General features: G+C 62.6%; 27 protein-coding genes. 8 read left to right on the top strand and 19 right to left on the bottom strand.

Annotation, left to right across the window (positions count from 1 at the left end; genetic code table 11):
* Positions 1–122: 122 nt before the first annotated feature.
* From L6D80_RS02865 to L6D80_RS02855, 3 genes are all read right to left on the bottom strand, one after another.
* On the bottom strand, positions 123–443 hold the full coding sequence (locus L6D80_RS02865; RefSeq protein ID WP_054899546.1) for a hypothetical protein: 321 nt from the start codon (positions 441–443) through the stop codon (positions 123–125).
* Between the two features lie 234 nt (positions 444–677).
* Positions 678–1,127: a GNAT family N-acetyltransferase gene (locus tag L6D80_RS02860; RefSeq protein WP_176514008.1), complete on the bottom strand. Its 450-nt coding sequence runs from the start codon at positions 1,125–1,127 to the stop codon at positions 678–680.
* A 118-nt stretch (positions 1,128–1,245) separates the two neighbouring features.
* Positions 1,246–1,938: a YoaK family protein gene (locus L6D80_RS02855; RefSeq protein WP_054899544.1), complete on the bottom strand. Its 693-nt coding sequence runs from the start codon at positions 1,936–1,938 to the stop codon at positions 1,246–1,248.
* A gap of 229 nt (positions 1,939–2,167) precedes the next feature.
* On the opposite strand from L6D80_RS02855, the gene L6D80_RS02850 reads away from it, so the two are divergent.
* The 3 genes from L6D80_RS02850 (at position 2,168) to L6D80_RS02840 (ending at position 3,741) form a co-directional block, all read left to right on the top strand.
* Entirely contained in the window at positions 2,168–2,464 is a 297-nt protein-coding gene (locus L6D80_RS02850) for a hypothetical protein (RefSeq protein WP_054899543.1), read from the top strand.
* 346 nt (positions 2,465–2,810) lie between these two features.
* Positions 2,811–3,179 carry a hypothetical protein gene (locus tag L6D80_RS02845; RefSeq protein ID WP_176514006.1) on the top strand — a complete coding sequence of 123 codons (369 nt, stop codon included), beginning with the start codon at positions 2,811–2,813 and terminating at the stop codon, positions 3,177–3,179.
* Positions 3,180–3,411: 232 nt separating this feature from the next.
* On the top strand, positions 3,412–3,741 hold the full coding sequence (locus L6D80_RS02840) for a hypothetical protein (RefSeq protein WP_371263287.1): 330 nt from the start codon (positions 3,412–3,414) through the stop codon (positions 3,739–3,741).
* Positions 3,742–3,748: 7 nt separating this feature from the next.
* Here the strand turns inward: L6D80_RS02840 and osmE are convergent, their stop codons facing one another.
* Together osmE and L6D80_RS02830 are read right to left on the bottom strand one after the other, a co-directional pair.
* Positions 3,749–4,111, bottom strand: coding sequence for an osmotically-inducible lipoprotein OsmE (osmE, locus tag L6D80_RS02835; RefSeq protein ID WP_054899836.1), 363 nt, complete (start codon positions 4,109–4,111; stop codon positions 3,749–3,751).
* Between the two features lie 39 nt (positions 4,112–4,150).
* Positions 4,151–5,386, bottom strand: a complete 1,236-nt coding sequence (locus tag L6D80_RS02830; RefSeq protein ID WP_176514004.1) for an NADH:flavin oxidoreductase/NADH oxidase family protein — start codon at positions 5,384–5,386, stop codon at positions 4,151–4,153.
* Between the two features lie 111 nt (positions 5,387–5,497).
* Here L6D80_RS02830 and L6D80_RS02825 point away from each other — a divergent pair, with 111 nt between their 5' ends.
* Positions 5,498–5,932, top strand: a complete 435-nt coding sequence (locus tag L6D80_RS02825) for a MerR family transcriptional regulator (protein WP_054899540.1) — start codon at positions 5,498–5,500, stop codon at positions 5,930–5,932.
* Positions 5,933–5,987: 55 nt separating this feature from the next.
* Here the strand turns inward: L6D80_RS02825 and L6D80_RS02820 are convergent, their stop codons facing one another.
* Positions 5,988–6,194, bottom strand: a complete 207-nt coding sequence (locus L6D80_RS02820) for a hypothetical protein (RefSeq protein WP_054899539.1) — start codon at positions 6,192–6,194, stop codon at positions 5,988–5,990.
* Between the two features lie 211 nt (positions 6,195–6,405).
* Here L6D80_RS02820 and L6D80_RS02815 point away from each other — a divergent pair, with 211 nt between their 5' ends.
* Together L6D80_RS02815 and L6D80_RS02810 are read left to right on the top strand one after the other, a co-directional pair.
* Positions 6,406–7,194 (top strand): lipopolysaccharide biosynthesis protein, encoded by a 789-nt coding sequence (locus L6D80_RS02815; RefSeq protein ID WP_176514002.1) that lies wholly within the window; start codon positions 6,406–6,408, stop codon positions 7,192–7,194.
* An 86-nt stretch (positions 7,195–7,280) separates the two neighbouring features.
* The gene (locus L6D80_RS02810; RefSeq protein ID WP_054899538.1) at positions 7,281–7,781 is read left to right on the top strand and encodes a methylated-DNA--[protein]-cysteine S-methyltransferase; all 501 of its coding nucleotides are present in this window, start codon (positions 7,281–7,283) and stop codon (positions 7,779–7,781) included.
* A gap of 15 nt (positions 7,782–7,796) precedes the next feature.
* Here the strand turns inward: L6D80_RS02810 and L6D80_RS02805 are convergent, their stop codons facing one another.
* From L6D80_RS02805 to L6D80_RS02795, 3 genes are all read right to left on the bottom strand, one after another.
* Positions 7,797–8,039 (bottom strand): hypothetical protein, encoded by a 243-nt coding sequence (locus tag L6D80_RS02805; RefSeq protein WP_054899537.1) that lies wholly within the window; start codon positions 8,037–8,039, stop codon positions 7,797–7,799.
* The gene (locus L6D80_RS02800) at positions 8,036–8,779 is read right to left on the bottom strand and encodes a carbon-nitrogen hydrolase family protein (protein ID WP_054899536.1); all 744 of its coding nucleotides are present in this window, start codon (positions 8,777–8,779) and stop codon (positions 8,036–8,038) included. Before L6D80_RS02800 ends, L6D80_RS02805 begins: the two co-directional genes overlap by 4 nt.
* A 78-nt stretch (positions 8,780–8,857) precedes the next feature.
* Entirely contained in the window at positions 8,858–9,373 is a 516-nt protein-coding gene (locus tag L6D80_RS02795; RefSeq protein WP_054899535.1) for a DUF3016 domain-containing protein, read from the bottom strand.
* 73 nt (positions 9,374–9,446) lie between these two features.
* Here L6D80_RS02795 and L6D80_RS02790 point away from each other — a divergent pair, with 73 nt between their 5' ends.
* Complete coding sequence (locus L6D80_RS02790; protein ID WP_176514000.1) at positions 9,447–10,172, top strand: metallophosphoesterase; 726 nt, start codon at positions 9,447–9,449, stop codon at positions 10,170–10,172.
* Here L6D80_RS02790 and L6D80_RS02785 read toward each other — a convergent pair.
* Both L6D80_RS02785 and L6D80_RS02780 read right to left on the bottom strand, forming a co-directional pair.
* Positions 10,120–10,734, bottom strand: a complete 615-nt coding sequence (locus L6D80_RS02785; protein ID WP_176513998.1) for a LysE family translocator — start codon at positions 10,732–10,734, stop codon at positions 10,120–10,122. The genes L6D80_RS02790 and L6D80_RS02785 overlap by 53 nt on opposite strands.
* A gap of 77 nt (positions 10,735–10,811) precedes the next feature.
* The gene (locus L6D80_RS02780; RefSeq protein ID WP_176513996.1) at positions 10,812–11,627 is read right to left on the bottom strand and encodes a helix-turn-helix transcriptional regulator; all 816 of its coding nucleotides are present in this window, start codon (positions 11,625–11,627) and stop codon (positions 10,812–10,814) included.
* Between the two features lie 131 nt (positions 11,628–11,758).
* Here L6D80_RS02780 and L6D80_RS02775 point away from each other — a divergent pair, with 131 nt between their 5' ends.
* Positions 11,759–12,382 carry a LysE family translocator gene (locus L6D80_RS02775; RefSeq protein WP_054899531.1) on the top strand — a complete coding sequence of 208 codons (624 nt, stop codon included), beginning with the start codon at positions 11,759–11,761 and terminating at the stop codon, positions 12,380–12,382.
* Here the strand turns inward: L6D80_RS02775 and L6D80_RS02770 are convergent.
* The 8 genes from L6D80_RS02770 to L6D80_RS02735 all read right to left on the bottom strand — a co-directional run bounded on the left by L6D80_RS02770 (position 12,379) and on the right by L6D80_RS02735 (position 20,909).
* Positions 12,379–14,700 carry an autotransporter family protein gene (locus L6D80_RS02770; protein WP_176513994.1) on the bottom strand — a complete coding sequence of 774 codons (2,322 nt, stop codon included), beginning with the start codon at positions 14,698–14,700 and terminating at the stop codon, positions 12,379–12,381. The genes L6D80_RS02775 and L6D80_RS02770 overlap by 4 nt on opposite strands.
* 138 nt (positions 14,701–14,838) lie before the next feature.
* On the bottom strand, positions 14,839–15,114 hold the full coding sequence (locus L6D80_RS02765) for a peptidylprolyl isomerase (RefSeq protein ID WP_054899529.1): 276 nt from the start codon (positions 15,112–15,114) through the stop codon (positions 14,839–14,841).
* Positions 15,115–15,230: 116 nt separating this feature from the next.
* Positions 15,231–15,710: a serine protease inhibitor ecotin gene (eco, locus tag L6D80_RS02760; protein WP_054899528.1), complete on the bottom strand. Its 480-nt coding sequence runs from the start codon at positions 15,708–15,710 to the stop codon at positions 15,231–15,233.
* A gap of 55 nt (positions 15,711–15,765) precedes the next feature.
* On the bottom strand, positions 15,766–16,536 hold the full coding sequence (gene hbdH, locus L6D80_RS02755; RefSeq protein ID WP_054899527.1) for a 3-hydroxybutyrate dehydrogenase: 771 nt from the start codon (positions 16,534–16,536) through the stop codon (positions 15,766–15,768).
* A gap of 81 nt (positions 16,537–16,617) precedes the next feature.
* Positions 16,618–17,634: an ABC transporter permease gene (locus tag L6D80_RS02750; protein ID WP_176513992.1), complete on the bottom strand. Its 1,017-nt coding sequence runs from the start codon at positions 17,632–17,634 to the stop codon at positions 16,618–16,620.
* A complete protein-coding gene (locus L6D80_RS02745) occupies positions 17,634–18,692 on the bottom strand; it encodes a microcin C ABC transporter permease YejB (RefSeq protein WP_054899525.1) in 1,059 nt (352 codons plus the stop codon). Before L6D80_RS02745 ends, L6D80_RS02750 begins: the two co-directional genes overlap by 1 nt.
* On the bottom strand, positions 18,689–20,614 hold the full coding sequence (locus L6D80_RS02740) for an extracellular solute-binding protein (RefSeq protein ID WP_176513990.1): 1,926 nt from the start codon (positions 20,612–20,614) through the stop codon (positions 18,689–18,691). The genes L6D80_RS02745 and L6D80_RS02740 overlap by 4 nt, the downstream gene beginning before the upstream one ends.
* 13 nt (positions 20,615–20,627) lie before the next feature.
* Positions 20,628–20,909, bottom strand: a complete 282-nt coding sequence (locus tag L6D80_RS02735) for a peptidylprolyl isomerase (protein ID WP_054899523.1) — start codon at positions 20,907–20,909, stop codon at positions 20,628–20,630.
* Between the last annotated feature and the right edge of the window lie 68 nt (positions 20,910–20,977).

Here is a 20,977-nt window from a genome sequence, read left to right as displayed (position 1 = left end):
CGTATCCCGCTACGTAGCGAACCGGCAAATAACCCGTTCGAACGGCACTGGTCACCCTCAGAACTGGATCGGAGCAGGCGCCTGGTCGGCTAGTCTTGCCGCCAGGCTACCCGGCTGACGCATTAGAGTTTGTACTGAATCGTGTAGGACTCATCGGTTCGAGGTTCAATGGTAATCGGCATGCCGAATAGCTTCCCGTTGCATTCACTGACGACGCAGCGGTACACGGACCCCTGCCTGAGCAGGGCCCACAAGCCTTCGTCATGTATCACGATACGCACGACACGGGTTTCCGGATCTTCTCTTACTTGTGCCACATGGTGATCCAGGTCGCAGCCGAATTCAGGCGTGGTAAACTCAGGATCGTAGCCGATCAGCACCCCGTGCCTTTTCAATTCGTCCCGGATACGCTCAATCACGTCGTCTGCTTCTTGTTTAAGCATGATCGTTATCTCACGGTCTTGAACTCATAAAAAACTCTAGCTGACCCTGACGATTTTCGCTGTGGTTGGTGCAACCAGCGATCCACCCTCATTCCTGACGTAGCCAGCGCCTTCATTCCAGATGCTCCCAGGCGACGTTCTCAAATAACGAACGCTTTCAAAGGGAACGCTCGTTAGAAAGCATTAGTCATATCTCCATCAGCGGCGCAATCCTGGCGCCCAGTTGGAGACATCCTAAAGCCGTTTTTCCATGACGATGGTGCGCTCAGCCCCATGGAACTCGTCGCGGATTTTCTGATAACCCAACGCGGCATAAAACTGTTCAGCGGTAATCGACGATGGCACACGCACAGCGTCAACACCGGCGCGGGCAGCGATGGCATGAATGGCACCCATCAGCTGCCGACCGATACCGCCTTTTTGATGCGCAGGATCAACGAAAACGCTCCTGACTACCTCACCGTCGAGACTGGCAGTGCCGATGATGGTATCGCCCAGCAAGGCTACCAGAACCTTGCGCTGGACGAGTTGTACCGTGACGGCTTCAGGAGCAAAGTTGCGCTCAACCTGAGCGATGATATCGGGCGCGTAGTCCTGTGAATTTGACTGACGCAGAGCGGCAATTACCACGTGGCTAATCGCTGCTGCATCTTTGCTCGTGGCGGGACGAACGTGACATTCCATGCTCAGACCTCGATCCTAAACGATCACAACGTCACTCATCATAATGTGCCTGGCTCTGTGCGACAGTCCTGCCGCTTATCGCTGGCCAGGCCATGCAGGCTCCGTCCTTGCCTTCGCGCTACTTCGGCATGTAGGCCCGTTGCCAGCGATGCGGAATGACAATCGAAGCGGTGGCTAGCAGTGCCGCCAGTAGGCCGTTGATTGCCAGCGCCGTCATACCAAACGTGCTTTGCAACAGCGCGCCCGCTACCGCCCCCAGCAACATACCAAGCCAAGGTACCAGTTGCACCCGCCACCCAGGCTTGCGCTCACCCATTAGCCAGCGACCCAGGCCGCGCCCGAAGCGAGAAAGGGCGCCCGTCACATACGTCAGCCCGATGGGCAGCCCATTCACTTCCTCCACGACCGCATTGATCATGCCCATGGAAAGCACGGCACAGACCAGTGCCACGAGCGGTGTCGGCAGCACCCCAGCCAGGCACAGCAGGCCCCCCACACACAGGAGCAAGGGCCAAGAGCGCCGATTTACCCAGCGCGCCACGATCACGCCCATGGCGTTGCCGACGACGAACGCCACAATCAGCGTTGCGATGGTGAGGATGGCGCAAGAGTCGCCCTCGCCAATCGAAACGGCCAGTCGCGTGGTATTGCCACTCATGAAGGAGACGAAATCGCCCGTTGCGGTAAAGCCCACCGCATCCGTCATGCCGGCCAGGAAGGAAAGTGCTGCCACAAAACACAGCCCGACCTTGCCACGTATCTGTGCAATGCGCTTGCCGCGCGCGGTGTAATGACTTGATTGAGGAAGCATTAGGCATCGAACGGCGTGTTTTACCTGAGAGTGCTTTTAACATGAATAGTGGGAGGCCTCTAGTCGATAACCCGTCGGCTAGTTAGCACCCCCAGCGGCAACCGCGGGTATCGAGGTGTTTGCCTGGTCAGGCGTACAAATGTGCTCTTGTCGCATCAAGGCAGAAGTTGCGTGCGTGCCAGTGCTAATCTGCCCTGGTTAGGTGAGCGTATTGAATCAGGAGGTGTGAATGAAGCGGCATTTGCTAGGGTTGGCCTTGCTAGGTGTTTCGGGGATTGCCAGTGCAGAAATACCGCTCGTGAACGCCACATGCCCGGGCAACATCGAAGTGCATGCGGATGAGGGCGGCCCCGTTTACATAAATGGTAAGCAAGCCAAGCTGAAGAAGTTCAGCGATACGTATTTCGAGGCCAAGGGCAGTGGGGTAACCCTGTCGCTGATGGTCAACCCGGATGGCACGGTGAGCGTTTCCTACACCGGTAAGGGCCGTGCGAATGGCGTCTGCGAACTGACAGAGCAGGACTGACACACCTAGCGCAACGTTTCAACATCATCAAGGAGCAAGACCGGTCATGATCGGTATAGGCGTATCAATGTTGGCACTGGGGTTGGCCACCGCAAATCCTGCCTTCTGGATCCCCGGGCTGGTTTTTACAGTTATCGGCAGTAGCGGGCGCATGGGTCGACGGCGGCGAATGTAGCAGGCCTATTTCTGCTGGAGGGCGCTTCAGTCAGCACACGTTCGATATAACGAACAAGCATATTACCTTGAAACTAACGAGGGGTAGTATGTAGGCCACAGAACGAAAAAAAGGGTATTGCTGTTTCGATGGCCTTGGTTCACCACCGCGGGGGCAGCAGGAGTGTGTCGCGTGAAGAGTTTCAGGTCAGCCGCAGGCGCAATACTGGTATCCGCTGTTTTCACAATCTTGATGGGAGGGTGTGCACACAACCCGGATGTTCGTGAAGGACACGATTATACCTTTGGCACTACCGATAAAAGCCCGCCCGATTATCTGGGGTGCGTCAAAGGTGAACTTCAGCGTAATGCGACCACCTATGAAGTGGGTAGCGGCGACTCGGTGCAACTGTTCGTGGACAGCACAGACCCCACTACAGCCAACGGCCTTGTCGAAGTGCACGGCACCGGTACGCATCATCAGTTCACCGCCTATCAACGCGACGCCTGGTATGACCATGGGCGGTTGCTCGATGCTGCGCTCATGTGTTCAAAAGCCTAGCCAAGCCCATAAACCGGTGGCAACAAGACAAAAAGCCCGCACCGTAGAGCGCGGGCTTTTTGCGATGGGTGCTGATCCATCAGCGGGTCGAAGTCTACGGCTGCCTGGGAGCCGGTGAAATGCGACAGAAGTCTTGCGCGCTCATGCGTCCGGGCAGAGCACGACCTTGGTTGATTAGTGTTGGCGCGCCAGTGAGGGTAATATGCCCCAGGTCCATATCGGTCAATTGCAAATGCCTCTACTTCGTATTCTGTTCTGCTCTGTTCTGGTTGCGGGCCTGGCCGGCTGTGCCAACCCGGGCAAGCCTACTGCCAGTAAACTTACCAAGAAGTCGCCCAGTGATTACGCCGCCTGTGTGCTGCCCAAATGGCAAGCACTCTCGCCGCAGACCACGCAAAAATCCATCAGCCACGGTTATCGCCTGACTGCACCCAGTGCCGTGACTTCAGACGTGGTCCTGGAAGTGGTCGAGTACCACGATGGCAGCCGTGCAACGTTTTACAAGGGCAGCTTCCTGACCGGCGATAAACTGCGCCAGGTGGCTCGGGATTGCCTCGAGTGATCACCCGTCAATAGCCCGATCCGCCAAAGCCGCCCATGCTCGGTGAAGGCCGCCTGGCTTTCTGCTGAGCAGCGCTCCATTCGGCGCAGGTCATGAAAGTGGTCCTGTCCACCTTGCCATTCCCGTCGAAGCTGACGCTGTAGGGTTGAGTCTGGCCCGACCTGACCAGTAGGTAGTCAAAGCACGAACCGGGTACCACGGTGCGCTCGGACTCAGCCGTCGGCTTGCCGCCTATCTGCAGCACTTGCTCCTTGCTCATGCCGTTATCGACTTTCGATACCAGCGGCTGGTCATGGTAGAGGGATGCGGTGCTCGAACAGCCGGGCAACGCGCCCAGTGCCAACATCAGTGGGAAGATCGATGTATTCATGGCAGTGCTCCCGTCAGAGAACGCCGGCATGGCACAGCATCAACCCAGTCGGCTATTCATCATACGCCTGTACTGCCTCACCCGGCGCAGGGTGCACCATTGCTCCAGCAGCACGGCGCGCAGTGGCCAAGCCTGTCCCTTGGCTCGGCTTCCGGCCGCCAGCCGGCGCATTTGCATTTTCACCAGCGCCATATAGGCGAGCGCGGCGAACGCCTTGCGCTTCCAGCGGATGGGCTGCAGTTGGGCCGTCGCGCTGGCTTGGCCGCCTTGCCAGCGTTTGGGCAGCGTGGGGTCTATGGCCAAGGCGGTGGCGATTCCGGCCATGGCCACGCCACTGTCGAGCACCTGTTCGACCACCGGCAGACGGCGGATGCCGCCCGTAACCATCACGGGCATTCTGGCAATGCTGGCAATTTCGCTGGCGAATGTCAGGAAGTAGGCTTCGCGGGCCAGGGTACGGCCGTCACGGGTATCGCCCTGCATCGCAGGTGCCTCGTAACTGCCGCCTGACAGCTCTACCAGGTCTACCGGCAGTTCATTCAGCCATAACACTACCTGGCGCGCGTCGGCGGGTTCGAAACCGCCGCGCTGGAAGTCTGCCGAGTTGAGCTTCACGGCCACGGCAAAACCTGGGGACACTGCTGCACGTACGGCCTTGACCACCTCCAGCAGCAAGCGCGCGCGATTCTCCAGGCTGCCGCCCCAGCGGTCCTGGCGCTGATTGCTCAGAGGCGACAGAAACTGGCTCAGCAGATAACCATGCGCAGCATGGATCTGCACACCGTTGAAGCCGGCCTCTTCGGCAAGGGCGGCGGTGCGGGCGAAACGGTGGATCAGCGCGGCGATTTCCTCTTCATCCAAGGCCCGGGGCAGGGGGAACAGCCTGGACAGGCTTCCCATGTCCAAGGCAATGGCCGAAGGTGCCACGGTAGGTTGGCCCAGGTGCGCGCGCATTTGCCGCCCCGGGTGGTTGATCTGCATCCAGAACTGCGCACCCTTGGCGCGGCCAGCCTGAGCCCATTGGCGAAAACGCTGCAATGGCTGGCTGTCATCGAGCATGACGCCGCCGGGACCGGTCATGGCGGCAGGGTCGATCATGACATTGCCGGTCAGCAGTAGCCCAGCGCCGCCCTCGGCCCACGCTTGGTACAAGCGCAGCAATTGATCGGATGGGGTCTGGTCCGGGTTGGCCAGGTTTTCCTCCATGGCCGCCTTGGCAATGCGGTTGGGAATGACACTGCCATTGGGCAGACGCAGGGGTTGGAAGGGGCGCATGGTGATCTCTCCAAAAAATGCCGTGCATCGGACCGGGCCGCGGCAGGGTTGGGTTTTGGAGAAGGCTAAGGTTAAAGTAAACCTTAAGGTCAAGAGGGCATTTTACCTAACATGAAAATTGGCGAACTGGCCCGGCGCACCGGGCTGAGTGCTTCACGCATTCGTTTTTATGAAGCCAGTGGGCTGATCGAAGCCCGGCGCCTGGGCAACGGCTATCGGGATTACCCCGAACAGGTGGTGCGGTCGCTGGAAATCATTACCTGTGGCCAGCAGGCAGGGTTCAGCTTGGAGGAAATGCGCACGCTCACCCAGGCATCGGGTGCCGGTGCCGCACGTCATGACCTGTTGCTGGCCAGCCTCAAGCGCAAAGTGGCGGAAATCGAAGCCATGCAGCAGCGACTGGCGCAGAACCGGGCGCAGTTGCTGGCGGTTATCGCGGGTATCGAGCGCAAGCCGCAGGGGATGGATTGCGAAGCGAACGCCGAGCGGCTCATTGCCGGATGGCAGGCGGGCGAGGACGAAGATGTACCCCACAGCACCCTCTGACACGCCAGTTCGGTAGCCTGCGCGGGGGTAGGGCAACCCACCCCCAACACAAGCGTCAATGCACCTCGCCGGCCAGGTTCATGCGCCGGCACTGCACTTCTGCCGCGGTCCTGCTCGGGTAGCTGGGCTTGAGCCGCTCCTTCGCATAGTTGTCGTAGATGTCGAAGCCTGCGCATACGGTAGCCGCACAGTACCTGCTACCGATGCGCAAGGACTCCTTTTCGAGGGGTACAGCCGGTACGATAACGAATCTCGGTTGCATACTTGGTGCCTCCCCAGGCAGAGCCCTAAGTATTAGTCTGGTAGCAGATAACCATCAAGGCGACTCATGAATAAAAGCGCGGCCTGCTGCCGACTGGCCAAGACGTTTTGAGACCCGCTGGTCGATTCGTGTAAGGTTTTTGTAAAAAAGGTCGCGGGTTGTTCAGGGGTGGTTATTCTGTTTTGTATAAACAAAACAGAAGATGTACCTGATGAACCCACTTCCGTCGCAGCTCAATGCTGAACGCGGGGCGTTCTCCAGTTTTGAGGCGTGTCGCAATACCCAGCAGGGTACCGTGGTGATTCTTGCGTCCGGCGCCTCCGCCCGGCATTTTCCGCTGGGTGAGTTCGCTCACCTGCCGATCATCGCCATGAACGGCTCCGTCGCGCTCACTGCCGCCTGTGCCGTGAAACCTTTTTTCTACGTGTGCACCGACAAGAGCTTTCGCGATCAACAGCCTGCGCTATTTGCCCTCGCGTTGCGTGACAGTGAACGCCTTGCCTTATGGCCTGAGCAGTTCGCGGGGGCCGACATCCCGCCGGGTACCGAGTGCTACCCGCTGCACAAGGCCGCCAATCCTGGGGTATTCGACTGCCTGCGCGGAGGCGGAGCCAGCCATGTCTGCAGCCGGGCGTTATGGAGCAAGCGAGGCCGTTCGATCGCGTTCAGCAAGGACCTTTCCATTGGCTACTACGATGCTCGCACGGTGGTGTATGTGGCCTTGCAACTGGCCTATCACCTGGGTTTCGAGCAGGTGCTGCTGGTCGGGGTGGACCTTGACCAATCGGTGGGCCGCTTCTATGAAACCGATGACGGCGAACATTCACCCTGTGGCCTCGATCAGCATTGGCACAGCCGTATCCTGCCAGCGCTGACCCTGATGGCCGAGCAGGTGATGGATGAACATTTTCGTGTGTACAACGTATCGGCCAGTTCCCGCATCCCCCCGGCGTTGGTCCCGCGGATCAACCTGGCAGAGGCTCGCCGTATTGCCGCATGAGCAATTGCTTGCGCAAGAAAGCGGGTGCGCAGGCCCAGGGGGCGGCGTTACAGTGCGCTGACTTTGCCACAGAACGAGAACGTCGCATGTCCAGCGCCTACACCTTCATGCCATCCCCAGTCGGCTGCCTGACGCTGGTGGCTCGCAACGAACGGCTGGCTGCCGTGCTATGGGAAGAGGAACGGGAAAACCGCGTGCGCCTGGGCGAGTTGCACCGCGATGACCAGCACCCGGTGCTGCGCGAAACCGCGCACCAGCTGGGTGAGTATTTCGCAGGCTCGCGCCGGTGTTTCGAACTGCCCCTGGACTTTGCCGGCACCGAGTTCCAGCGCCAGGTATGGGCGGCGTTGCTGACCATTCCCTTTGGCCAGACGCGCAGCTACAGCGACATTGCCCGCCAGATTGGCAACCCCAGCGCGGTACGGGCCGTGGGCGCTGCCAACGGACGCAACCCCATTTCCATCATCGCGCCGTGCCACCGGGTGATTGGCGCGTCCGGGGGGCTGACCGGGTTTGCCGGCGGCTTGCCGGCCAAGCAGTACCTGTTGGCGCTGGAAGGCCGCCAAAGCTTGGCGCTGGACGTGTAGCCGGGTGTGCCGCCCTCAGCTCAACCCGTACACAATCAGGCAAACGACCAAGGCCACTACTGACCCCGCCATCAGCGTGTACTGCCGGTGCGCCCGACGGGCCTGCGGCCTGACTTCGCGCAGGTATTGCCCGGGAGTCGGCGCATCGGGCCGGTGCCGCAACCCTTCGGCGATCTCAGCCAACTGGCCCTGGATCAACAGGCCAACCAGGTAGTAAGTAGCGGCAAAACTGGCCAACGTAAAAAGCAGGTACTTCATACAATAGAGGCATCCAGCGGCACGCCGAGGGCGCTGTTGTTCGCGATGTCGAGCAGGACCAAGCCTTCCTGTCGGTCGTCCAGAACGGCCAGCAGGTTGCCGTGGTTATCCCAGGCCGCCGAGCCGCCGGCACCTGTGAAGTTGTCGGTGGGGCCCACGCAGTTGGCCATGAGCACCGGGATACCCAGGCTGCAGGCGACCTGCCGATAGTGCTCATGGCCTTCACGAATGCCCTTGGCAGTCTTCGCCACGCTGACAAGGTAAAGCTCGGCGCCCAGCGCCTGTGCTGCTTCGGCATGGGTCATGAACATGGATTCATAACAGATGGCAGGCGCCAGCTGCCGCTGCCCGACCGCAAACACCATGGGCTGGTCACCCGCCGTGAAGAACGGCAGTTCGTCAGCATGCAGGCGTTGTTTGGCATACGTCAGGCGCGGTAGGCCAGGGCGCAGGATCGGCATGCCGATGCGGATGCCTTCGGCGGTCGACAGCGGCAGGCCTACGGCTGCCGTGATTCCCAGCCGGTCACAGAGCGCCTGCAGTGGCGTGAGTAGATCGGTGCTGGCGGGCAATGCCAGCGTTCGGGCCAGCGCAGGTTCATAGCCGGTCAGGGACAGTTCGGGGAACACCACCACGTCGGCACCTAGCGTCGCAGCCTGCTCGATACAGCGCAAATGGCGGCTGAGATTAGCGGCCAGATCGCCCTTTTGCGATGCCCATTGCACGGCACAGAGTTTCATCAATGCGTCCCTTCCCTGGTACAGGTCGAAGGCCCGAGCATACTACCGGCACGTTAGCCTGTACCAGTGAAGGGTAATTCACGAAGCCGGGTGGGCAGCGAAACGCTGGCGGAACCAGTCATCGAGCATGGCTTTCTCGGCGTACAGGCGGTCACTGTTGCTGGCACTGCGGCCAGGGCGGCTCAGGTACATCTTGTCGCTCACCCGCTCCTTGGCCTGCTGGTCGGGTTTGCCGGGCTGGCTCAGGGTGTAGCTCAGGTCGATGCTCGGCCAGGTGATATCGCGCATGAAGCGCACGTCGTAGGCGCGGCTGTGCCAGGGCTCGAAGCGGCCGGCCAGGTCGATGTCACTGATGTCGATGACCAGTTGCTGGCCGGGTTGCAGATAGCGCAGGCCAAGTTTCTGCAGGTACTGGGTGAGCGTCGTCATGACGTAGCTGTCGGCGCCGCGCTCGTAGCCTGCGCTGTCCAGGCTCGCGTCGCGAAATTTTTCCGGATGGTTGAAACGCACCTCGACCTGCGCAGCAGGGGTGCCTTGTGCCATGCTGTTGACTGATAGCGCCATGAGCACGGCACCGACGAGAGCGATACGCATGATGCACCTCCGGGGCGGGCTGCGGTCGCTCCATTTTACGCCTGCCAAGGGGCTGCGACAGAGGAAGATTGTAATGAGCCGGTTTCGGCGGGTAGCCGCCAACAGCAAGGGGCGTGACCTGGCCGTGGGTGATATCCACGGGCATTTTCGGCGCCTGGAGCAGTACCTGGCCGATGTGGCGTTCAACCCGGAAGTGGACCGGCTGTTCAGCGTCGGAGACCTGGTCGACCGCGGGCCGCACAGTGAAGACGCGCTTACATGGCTCGCCAAGCCCTGGTTTCACGCCGTGCAGGGCAACCATGAGGCGCTGGCGATCACTTACCTGCGTGGCGGGCGCCTGGACCTGGACATGTACCGTGCTGCGGGCGGTGGCTGGTTTCTCGACAAACCCCGATCGGAGCAGGAAGTGTTCGTCGAGCAGTTTTTGCAGTTGCCGATTGCCATAGAGGTGCAGACAGCGGCGGGTGCGGTGGGCCTGCTGCATGCCGACAGCCCGTTCACTGACTGGCCCACGTTGCGCGATAGCCTCCTGTTCGATGACGACCCCCACGTGCGCGAGGTGTGCCAGTGGTCACGGCAGCGCCTCAAGGACGCTGACACAACGCCCGTCGATGGGCTCAGGGCCTTGCTGGTTGGGCACACGCCCGTGTTGCAGGCCAGGCAGTTGGGTAATGTCTGGCACCTGGACACCGGCGGCTGGGCCAGCGGCTGTTTCAGCCTGATGGACCTGGCCAGCCTGACGCTGGTCAGCCCCGCAGCAGATGCACCAGCAGCGCAACGGCCAGGGCAACAAGCATGATCCCTGAAGCCCGTTCCAGCCAGGGCAGGGCGCGCGCGAAGCGCCGCAGCACGCGCTGGTTGCCGATGGCCACAGCGACCAGCAAGTCCCATAGCAGCACGACCGCGAACATCCACGCGCTATACAGCCACTTCCAGCCGGCGCTGCTGCTGGCGACCATGCTGGCGAGGCTGGCATAGAACAGCGCGTTTTTCGGGTTGAGGATACCCGACACCAACCCCATGCCCAGGCCACGCCACCAACTGGTGGTTGCCCGGTGCGTATGCACTGCGGCCAGCTCGGTCTGGCCGGCATGGCGTACGAACAGCGTGCCGATGTACAGCAGGTAGGCTGCACCGGCCAGTTGCAAGCTGATGAACAAGGTGCTGCCTTCACGCAGGATGGCCAGGCCCGCGAAGGCCACCGCGATGAACACGCCATTGGCCAGGGCAATGCCCAGGCAGGCACCGCTGGCGATCCGCCACCCGGCATTGACCGAGGTGCGGGCGACCAGAAAGAAGTCCGGACCCGGCGAGAGCAAGGCAAGGAAGTGGGCGAGGGCGACGATCAGGAACTGCTCCATGGGTAGGCTTTCTCAACGGGGAAAGCGGCAGTGTGGTGGCGGCCCGACGTGACGTATTGAAGAAAATTGCAGTGGTGTCAGCCCAGCCGGTATTGCCCTGGCGTCACGCCCACATGCGCCTTGAACACCCGCTGGAAATGGCTCTGGTCGGCAAAGCCCAGCTGGTAGGCCACCTCAGCCAGTGCCAACCCTTCACGCAGCAGTATGCGCCCTCGATTGACCCGGGCGTTGACCAGATAGGCATGGGGTGTAAGCCCGGTGGCGGCGCGAAACGCCCGGATCAACTGATAACGGCCCAGACCCGCCTGTTCGGCCAGGGTTTCCAGGCCCAGCGGCTCGGGCTGCTCGGTCTCGATGCGCTCAATCAGGCCCCGCAGCGTCGGCATTGCCAGCGTCGGGGCAGGGGCCGCGGCCAGTGCAGGATGTACCGAAAAGTCATGATCACCCATGAACGCCACGACCGCAGCTTCCTTTTCGGTGTTGTCAGCCGCGGAAAACAGCAGTGCATTGAGCGCACAAAACGCCCGATAAAGCGCCGGTGCGCCGCTGATACGTGCGGGGGCGCCGGGCTCGGCCGCCTTCAGCCCCGACTCCAGCCGCAAGCGCGCCAGCCAGTCGGCCCCTACATGCAGCATCTGGTAACTCCACGCCTGGCCGGGTTCGGGGTTGCAGGCGTGGACGCGACGCGCCGGCACCAGCACCAAGGTGCCGGGCGTCAGGCGCTGCGGCCCGCCGCTTGCACCGCTAAAGCGGCTGTGCCCGGCATCCACTGCCCCGATGGAAAAGGTCGGGTGGCTGTGCGCTTTATAGCAGGCACGGCTATGGCAGGCACGCCGGCTCTCGACCCAGGGCAATGCGGGGTCACGCCAGAGTTGGGAGCGGGTACTGGGCATGCAGAAGTCCTCGGCAAGGCCGCAAGCTTAGCAGTGCAGGGCGCCTGACCGTACAGTTTTTACCCGCGGCTGTACCTTGACCGCACCGTGCTCAGGCATCGACAGTAGCGGCAGATTTCCTGGAGAACAAAATGGACCTGTCGAGCCTGTTGCTATTCATCCCCGCCTGTTTTGCCCTGAACATGGCGCCGGGGCCCAACAACCTGCTGTCGCTGCATAACGCCAGCCGTTATGGCTTGCGTACCGCGTGCGTGGCTGGCGGGGGGCGCATCATCGCCTTCAGCGGCATGATCGCCCTGGCGGCGATGGGCCTGGCGGTGGTGCTGCACACCAGCGAATACCTGTTCCTGGTGATCAAGGTGGTCGGCGCGGCGTACCTGTTCTACATCGCCTGGCAACTGTGGCGCGCCCCGGTGGGCGAGGCCGTGGTGGCGAGCGATCACCCGCGTGGCACCTGGCGCTTGGCCCGGCAGGAGTTCTGGGTGGCGGCGGGCAACCCGAAGGCCATCCTGATTTTCACGGCCTTCCTGCCGCAGTTCGTGTCGGTGGGCAGCGCCACCCCGGTGAGCGAGCAGTTCCTCTGGCTGGGGGTGCTGTTCCTGTTGCTGGAATGGGCGGCGATCGCCCTCTACGCCGGCCTTGGCACCTATCTGCAGCGCTGGTTCAACCAGCCCGCGCCGCGCCGGCTGTTCAACCGCGTCAGCGCCGGGTTGCTCGGTTGTGCAGGCCTGGGCTTGCTGGCGGCACGTCGCTAGAACTGCCAGCGTACGCCCAGGTTCACGCCACTGGCTTGCTGCTGGCGGCTGTCCAAGTTGCTTGAGTACTGCACGCCGCCGTGCAGGCTCAAGGCCTGGTTCACTTGGGCAACCACACCTGTTTCGAGCTGTACCGAGGTGTAGCGGTAGTCAGTCTTGACCTTGTCCACGTTATCGAACACCAGGGTGTCCCTGCCGCCGTCGCCATGCCACAGGTTGAGCTGGGCGTAGGGTTGCAGCAGGCGGCCGCCGCTGCCGCTGAAGGCGCCCTCCAGGCGCACGCCCAGCCGCCCGGTCAGTTCGACCTGGGCGTCGTATGAAATACGCGAGACACTGTCGCTGGCACTGTCCAGCGAGACCTTCTGAGCGACCAGTTGCGCCTGCGGTTCCACGCTCCAGCGCTCGGCCACCTGGATCGGATAGCCGGCTTCCAGCGACGCGGTCCAGGCGTGGCCGTCGATGTTCAGCTTGTCACCGCGATCGGAGCGTGCACGGCCATCGAGCGCGGTGTATTGCACCACGGCATCAAGGTATGCCTGTTGCGGACCGACCAGCGTCCAGTAGGCCCCCGCGCTGTCGCCGTCGAGCTTGAGGTCACCCACGCTGCGGTCTTCGACCGCCAGGGCAAAGCCTTTGACATCAGCGTCCAGGCGGCTATGGCTGACGTACACCCCCATCTGCTGTCGGTAGCCGTTGTCGCCGACGTGCGCATACAGGTCTTGGCCAACCTTGAAACCATACACATCGCCCTCCAGGCGCGGGCTGACCGTACCGCTCCATTGCTGGCGCAGCCCACCGCCGTACGCTTGCCCCCAGGCGGCAGGAACGCCGCCCTGGCCGCTGAGCAACTGCTGATCCCCTTGGCGCTGGTGGAAAGTGCCCAGCGCCTGGCGGGCGATGATCGCCGCGCCGCGCGGCGCGGCGGCGTACACTGGCACTTCGGGGCGATACAGGGGCGCGCTTTCTCCGGCCACCGGCGCAGGCAGTTCGGCCTGGCCAGGCGCAGGGGCTGCCACCGGGGGCGTGATGGCCGGTGCCACCCCCGGTGTACCTTCTTCAACCGGTGGCGTTTGCGCTGCAGGGGGCGGGGCTGCGACCAGGGTGGAGCGCAGGAACCAGCTGTTCTCCGAGCCTGCGGTCACGCCCCCCTTGAACAGCCGGTAATCGAAGGCACCCGCAGACAGTGTCTGGGTCTGGACGAACGCGGTTGCAGTGCTGGTAGCGCCGTCGCGGGCCTCGACGACCTGGATGCCGTTTTGCGGCGTGGCAGCGCCGGCACCGCCCAGGTTGTTGACCAGCAGTTGGGTGCGGCCGCTGAGCGTGCCTTGGCTGACCACCAGACGGTCCGAAGGGGCGTTGTCCCCGGCCAGCACGCTGTTCACCCGTAGCACGCCGTCGTTGCCTTGGTAGTTGCCGTTGATGACCAGGCGGCCCTGGGCATCGTTACCACCACTCAGGTCGAGCATACCGGCGTTGATGACCATCGTAGGCTGCGACGGGTTGAACGCCGTTACCGTACCCTGGCGGGACAACAGCACGCTGCTGGCATCCAGGTTCAACGTGCCGGTGCCACTGTTGCTGTCGCCCAGGGTAAGCGTGTCATCGAGCGTGAGGCGGCTGTTGTCGGCCAGGCTGATCGCCTCCCAGTTGCGGTAAAGGGTACCGCCGAGCACCTGGCTGTTGGCAAAGCGCAAGCTGTCATTGCCGTCGCCACCGTCCAGGACAATGGTGAGGGTGTCGGTATCCAGATTGCTGATGTTCGCCTGATCGTTGCCCAGCCCCATGTCGACCCGGCCGCCGAGGGTGCCGCCAGACCAGTTGAATACATCATCGCCTGCGCTGGCCAGGACATTGCCGCGTAGGCTGCCGCCACTGATGGTGATGTTATCCACGCCACCGCTGGTGCTGATGTTGCCCCCAATGGTGCCGCCACGAAGGATGAGGGTGTCATTGCCGAAACCACTCACCAGGTTGCCATCGATGCGTGTTTCGACAGCGGTGTCCTGGGACATTTCAAAGTAGTTGTCGGCCAGCTTGAGGTCCACCCTGCCAATGCGGCCGCCGCTGAAAATGGCCCGGTCGCCATCCTCGAAGGCGCCGATGATGTGCCCGCCCGACATGTTGAAGGTGTCGTAGCCCTCACCCTGGTTCAGCGACTGGACCGTACCCCCGGTCATGGTGAAGTCGTCGACGGCCGGGGTTTGCGAAACAGCGCCCAAGGTGTCGCCGGCGGACACTGTCAGGTTCTGCCCATGGCTGGGCAATGGAAGGGTGAGCAAGGGCAGGGCGGCGATAGCAATCAGAGGGGTGTAACGCATTGGCAGGTCTCCGTGTCCGTTTGAACCCGGCCACTACCTGGATACGCCGATGGGCGCCGCTCCGGCCCTGTATGCGTTGTAGTTAAATACGCGCAGTACGGCAACTGGCAAAAATGCCAGGTGGCGCGCCGCTATCAATCAATCGCGATAGAACGTCTGCACCAGGTGATACCCGAACTTGCTCTTGATCGGCCCGTGCACCACACGCAGGGCCTTTTTGAAGATCACCTGATCGATCGCACCCACCAGTTGCCCCGGGCGCACCTCGCCCAAGTCGCCGCCACGCTTGCCTGACGGGCAGGTGGAGAACTTCTTGGCCAGCACGTCGAAGGCTTCACCGTTGGCGATGCGCTGCTTGAGCTTTTCAGCTTCGTCGGCGGTCTTGACCAGAATGTGGCGGGCTTGCGCTTTCATGGGGCACCTGTGTTTCGGGGCAAAAAAAGGGCGCATTATGCCTGATCGCGCGGCGCCCGTGCGGGCCTGCAACGGCTCAGGCACCCTGCGCCCGGTTATGGCAGGTCGCCGGAGCGTTACTCCACGTTGGCCTTTTGCACATCCTGCGATGCCGACCACACGCGATAACGCACCTCGATATCTTCTGGCACGTACACCACCACCGGCAGCTTGCTGTTATAACGCAGCATGAAGCCTTCACCGACCACCGGCACAAAGGCGGGGGTCTTCTTGTCGTCCAGGCAACCCATCAGGGTGCTGGCCGGGCCACCGACCTTGTCCAGTCGGTAGTAGCTGTAGCCCCAGCCTTCGAGCGTACGCTCCTCCAGGCTGCCGCCCAGACGCTGGAGGTTGCAGTCGACCAGCAGTGTCTTGCCCGCCAGAATTTCGAGCTTGTAGGCAGACTCATCGGCTTGCGCTGGGAGGTGGATGACCTGGCGGGTAAAGCCTTTTTCCGCCTCGGGGTAGGGGGCGACGTCCTTCAGGCTGGCAGCCATGGCTGGCGCAGTGACCGCCAGGGCCAAGGCAAAGATCGCGGACATTGGGGTTGGGCGCATAGGGCCTCCTTGCAGTTGAACGAATGCAAGACCAGCGCCAGGCCCTGGCGACCCGTTACCGGGCCAGCCAGCCGCCATCGACGTTCCAGGCGGCGCCACGGACCTGGCTTGCGGCCTCGCTGCACAAGAATAGTACCAGCTCGCCCAGGTGCTCAGGCGTGACAAAGGCCAACGAAGGTTGCTTCTCGGCCAGCAAGTCCGCCTGCGCTTGCGCCAGGTCGCCGCCCTGGGCAGCACGTTCGTCGATCTGCTTCTGCACCAGTGGGGTGAGTACCCACCCGGGGCAGATGGCGTTACAGGTGACGGGCGTCGTGGCGGTTTCCAGGCCCACCACCTTGGTCAGGCCAATGACGCCGTGCTTGGCGGCCACATATGCCGCCTTGCCGGTCGACCCCACCAAGCCGTGCACCGAGGCAATGTTGATGATCCGCCCCCAGTTGCGCGCCCGCATGCCAGGCAAGGCCAGGCGGGTACCATGGAACACCGCGGAGAGGTTGAGGGCGATGATCTTGTCCCAGCTCTCGACGGGAAACTGCTCGACGGGCGCCACGTGCTGGATGCCTGCGTTGTTGACCAGAATGTCGACGCCGCCGAACTCGCGCTCGGCCATGGCGAACAGGGCTTCGATCTGCGCCACATCGGACAGGTCGGCCGGGTGGTGAGCAGCCTTGACGCCATGGCCGGCAATCTCGGCCAGGGCGGGTGCCGGGTCGCCGAAACCGTTGAGCAGAATATCGGCCCCTGCCCGGGCCAGTACCTGGGCGATGCCCAGGCCGATGCCGCTGGTGGAGCCGGTGATGAGTGCAGTCTTGCCTTTAAGGGTCATGCGAGAGCTCCTTGGACATGCCGTGGACCGGAGAGGGGGAACCGCATCAGGTGCGTGCGCAAGCTGTGGCCTGGAGCCCACTTAACGCCGTGGGTCGAATGCCTCGCGCAAGGCGTCGCCGATAAACACTAGCAAAGACAGCACCACGGCCAAGGTGAAAAACGCAGTGAATCCAAGCCAAGGGGCTTCAAGGTGTTGCTTGCCCTGAGTCACCAGTTCCCCTAGCGAAGCACTTCCGGCGGGCATGCCAAAGCCCAGAAAGTCGAGCGCTGTCAGCGTGGTAATGGCTCCAGTGAGCATGAACGGCACGTAGGTCAGCGTGGCATTCATCGCGTTGGGCAGGATGTGCCGCAGCATTACCTGAGTGTCCGGCAGGCCCAGCGCGCGGGCGGCCTTGACGTACTCCAGGTTGCGCCCACGCAGGAACTCGGCGCGCACCACATCGACCAGGGCCAACCACGAGAACAGCGCCATGATGCCCAGCAGCCACCAGAAGTCCGGTTCGACGAAGCCGCTGAGGATGATCAGCAGGTACAACACCGGCAAACCGGACCACACCTCCAGCACCCGTTGCCCTAGCAGATCGACCCAGCCGCCGTGGTAGCCCTGCAGGGCCCCGGCGACCACACCGATGAAGACGCTGACCACGGTCAGGGCAAAGGCGAACAGCAGTGAAACCCGGGTGCCATACAGCACCCGTGCCAGCACGTCGCGGCCTTGGTCGTCGGTGCCCAGCCAGTTGCTGCTGCTCGGTGGGCTGGGGGTGGGGACCAGCAGGTCATAGTTGGGCGTGTCGGCGCTGAACGGGATGGGCGCGAACAGCATCCAGCCCCCCTGGCGCTGGATCAATTGCCGCACATAGGCGCTGCGGTAATCCGGCTGGAACGGCAACTGGCCGCCGAACTGCTGCTCGCTGTAGCGCTTGAGCGCAGGCACATACAGTTCGCCCTTGTAGCCCAGCAGCAAGGGCTTGTCGTTGGCCACCAGCTCAGCCCCGAGGCTGAGCAGCAACAGGCCGGCGAACAGCCAGAGCGAAACCCAGCCACGGCGGTTGCGGCGAAAACGTTGCAGGCGGCGACGTGAAACAGGCGAGAGCATCAGTGCGTCCTTGCGTCGAAGTCGATGCGTGGGTCGAGCAAGGTGTAGGACAAATCGCCGATCAGGCGTATCAGCAGGCCGGCCAGGGTAAAGATGAACAGCGTCCCGAACACCACCGGGTAATCACGCGACACCGCCGCCTCGTAGCTCATGCGGCCAAGGCCATCGAGGGAGAAGATCACCTCGATCAGCAGCGAACCGGCAAAGAACACCGTGATCAATGCCTGGGGCAGGCCGGCCAGCACCAGCAGCATGGCGTTGCGCAGTACATGGCCATATAGCACTCGGCGCTCGCTCAGGCCCTTGGCCCGGGCCGTGACCACGTACTGGCGGGATATCTCGTCAAGAAAGGCATTCTTGGTCAGCAGCGTCAGGGTCGCAAAGCCCCCGATCACCAGCGAGCCTACCGGCAGCACCAGGTGCCAGAAGTAGTCGGCGATCTTGCCTAGCAGGCTGAGCTGGTCGAAGTCGTCTGACACCAGGCCGCGCACCGGGAACCAGTTCAGTGACGTTCCACCGGCAAACAGTACGATCAGCAGCAAGGCGAACAAGAATGAGGGCAGGGCATAGCCGATCACGATCAGTGCGCTGCTCCAGGTGTCAAAGCGGCTGCCGTGGCGTACTGCCTTACGGATACCCAGGGGGATCGACACTAAATAGGTGATGAGCGTGGCCCAGAAGCCCAGCGACAAGGTCACCGGCAACTTGTCGAGGATCAGGTCGGTGACCTTGGCACCGCGAAAGAAGCTCTGGCCGAAGTCCAGCCGCGCATACTGGCCAAGCATTAGCCATAGCCGCTCAGGCGCGGATTTGTCGAAGCCGTACTGGCGCTTGATCTCTTCGATCAGCTTTGGGTCCAGGCCACGGGTGGCGCGTGATTGGCCGTGCACCACCTCCGCCCGGGCGCCCGGCGCAGCAGCGCCGATACCTTGCAGCCGCGCCACGGCCTGTTCGACCGGGCCGCCGGGGGCGGCCTGGACAATGGCAAAGTTGACCAACAGGATGGCCAGCAGCGTTGGGATGATCAGCAGTAGGCGCCGCAGAATGTAAGACGTCATGGTGCGGCCTTCTGGCGTTCGGCCATCTGTACGTTGGTCAGCGCCTCGGGGCTGACTTCCCACCAGGTGTCGAGGCCTTCGTCATAGGCCGGCTGGGTTCTCGGCCGGCCGAAGCGGTTCCACCACACGGTCGAGGTTCCCGGGGGGTAGTAGTTGGGGATCCAGTAGTAGTTCCACTGCAGCACCCGGTCCAGGGCATGGGCGTGCCGTAGCATGTCCGCTTCGCTGTTGGCGCGCACCAGGCCGTCGATCAGGCTGTCTACCGCAGGGTCCTTGAGCACCATGAGGTTGTTCGAGCCAGGATCGTTTGCTGCTGCAGAGCCGAAGTAGTTGTACAGCTCGGCGCCCGGCGACAAGGTCACCGGGTAGCCGGTGACGATCATGTCGTAATCCCGCGCCATTACCCGGTTGACGTACTGCGACGCGTCCACGTTGCGAATGTTCAGGGTGATGCCGATCTGCGCCAGGTTGCGCTTCCACGGCAGCAGCAGGCGCTCGATCCCGGACTGGCCATTGAGGAAGGTAAACGCCAGCGGCTGGCCCTGGGCATTGACCAGGCGGTCGCCGTCAGGGTGCCAACCTGCCTGCGGCAGCAGGGTCAGCGCTTGCAGCTGCTGCGCGCGGATGATCCCTGAACCGTCGGTCACCGGGGCGGTGAAGACCTGGCTGAAGACTTCGTCAGGGACCTGGCCCCGCAGTGGCTCGAGCAGTTGCAACTCGCCGGCATCCGGTGGGTTGCGGGCAGCCAGCGGGGTATTGGAGAACACGCTCTGCTGGCGGATGTACAGGTTGCGCATCATCTGCCGGTTGCTCCATTCAAAATCCCACAGCATGCCCAGGGCCTGGCGCACGCGGCGGTCCTTGAACGGCGCCTGGTCGAGGTTGAACACGAAGCCTTGTGCGATCTGTGGTTTGGCCGGCCCCAGGTGGGCGCGCTGCAGGCGGCCATCGTCCAGTTGGGCACCGTTGTAGCCCAAGGTGTAGGCGGTGGCGGAGAATTCACGGTTGTAATCGTAGCCACCGCCCTTGAGCACCTGGCGCGCCACTTCGGTGTCGCCGAAATACTCGATGCGGATCCGCTCGAAATTGAAGCGCCCGCGGCTGGCCGGCAGGTCCCTGGCCCACCAGTTCGGGTCCCGCTCGAAGGTGATGCTGCGGCCATTGTCGAGCCGGCCGATCCGGTAGGGGCCGCTGCCCACCGGCTTGTCGAAGCCGGCGCCGTTGGCAAAGTCGCGGCCCTGCCAGTCGTGCTCGGGCAATACTGGCAGGCTGGCGAGGTCCAGGGGCAGGGTACGGCCGTGGGGCTGCTTGAAGTCGAAACGTACCCAGCGCGGGCCTTCCACCGTGACCCCGGCAACATCGGCGAACTGCGTGCGGTACTTGAGGCTGCCCTTGTTCATGAGGGTGTCGAAGGTGAAGCGCACATCCTCGGCGCGCACTGGCGTGCCGTCGGCAAAGGTCGCCCGCGGGTCGATCTCGAAGCGCAGCCAGGCATCATCAGGGCCACGTTCCATGCGCCGGGCAATCAGGCCGTAGACGGTGTAGGGTTCATCGAACGAGCGTACGGCCAGCGGGGCGTACAGCCAGCCATCGACTTGGCTGACGCCGGTGCCTTTGTCGATGTACGGCAGGATGTGGTCGAACTGGCCAATCTCGATGGCCGAGCGGCGCAGGATGCCGCCCTTGGGCGCGTTGGCGTTGACGTAATCGAAGTGGCGGAAGCTTTCAGCGTAGCGGGGCGCTTCGCCGTAGACGGTGAGTGCGTGGGTAGGGGCGGCATGCGCTGCACCACCCAGGCATAGGAGGACAAGCCCCCACAGTAGCTGTGGAAGCAGGAATGCCCGCGAAGCGGCCCGTCTGGACAAAGGGATTGTCTGCAAAGGCGTATTCGCGGGTAAACCCGCTCCCACAAGGATGGTCATCGCCGGTGAGGACTTAATCCTGGCGGCTGGTCACTTCTAGCAGGTGGTAGCCGAACTGGGTCTTGACCGGGCCCTGCACGGTGTTCACCGGGGCGCTGAACACCACGGTATCGAATTCCTTGACCATCTGGCCTGGGCCGAACGAACCCAGGTCACCGCCTTGGCGGCTGGATGGGCAGGTGGAGTTGGCTTTGGCGATTTCAGCGAAGTCGGCCCCGGCTTCGATCTGGGCTTTGAGCTCGTTGCATTTTTCTTCGCTGTTGACGAGGATGTGACGGGCAGTGGCGCGTGCCATGGGGTACTACTCCTTGGGTGAAAAGGGCAAGCCTAGCGCACTTGCTTGGGGGTTGTCTCGCAAGGCTT

Source organism: Pseudomonas ceruminis (genome assembly GCF_021602025.1).
GTDB classification, from domain to species: Bacteria; Pseudomonadota; Gammaproteobacteria; order Pseudomonadales; family Pseudomonadaceae; genus Aquipseudomonas; species Aquipseudomonas ceruminis.
The sequence above is the reverse complement of the archived record's forward strand: the minus strand, read 5'-3'. Positions and strand labels throughout refer to the sequence as shown.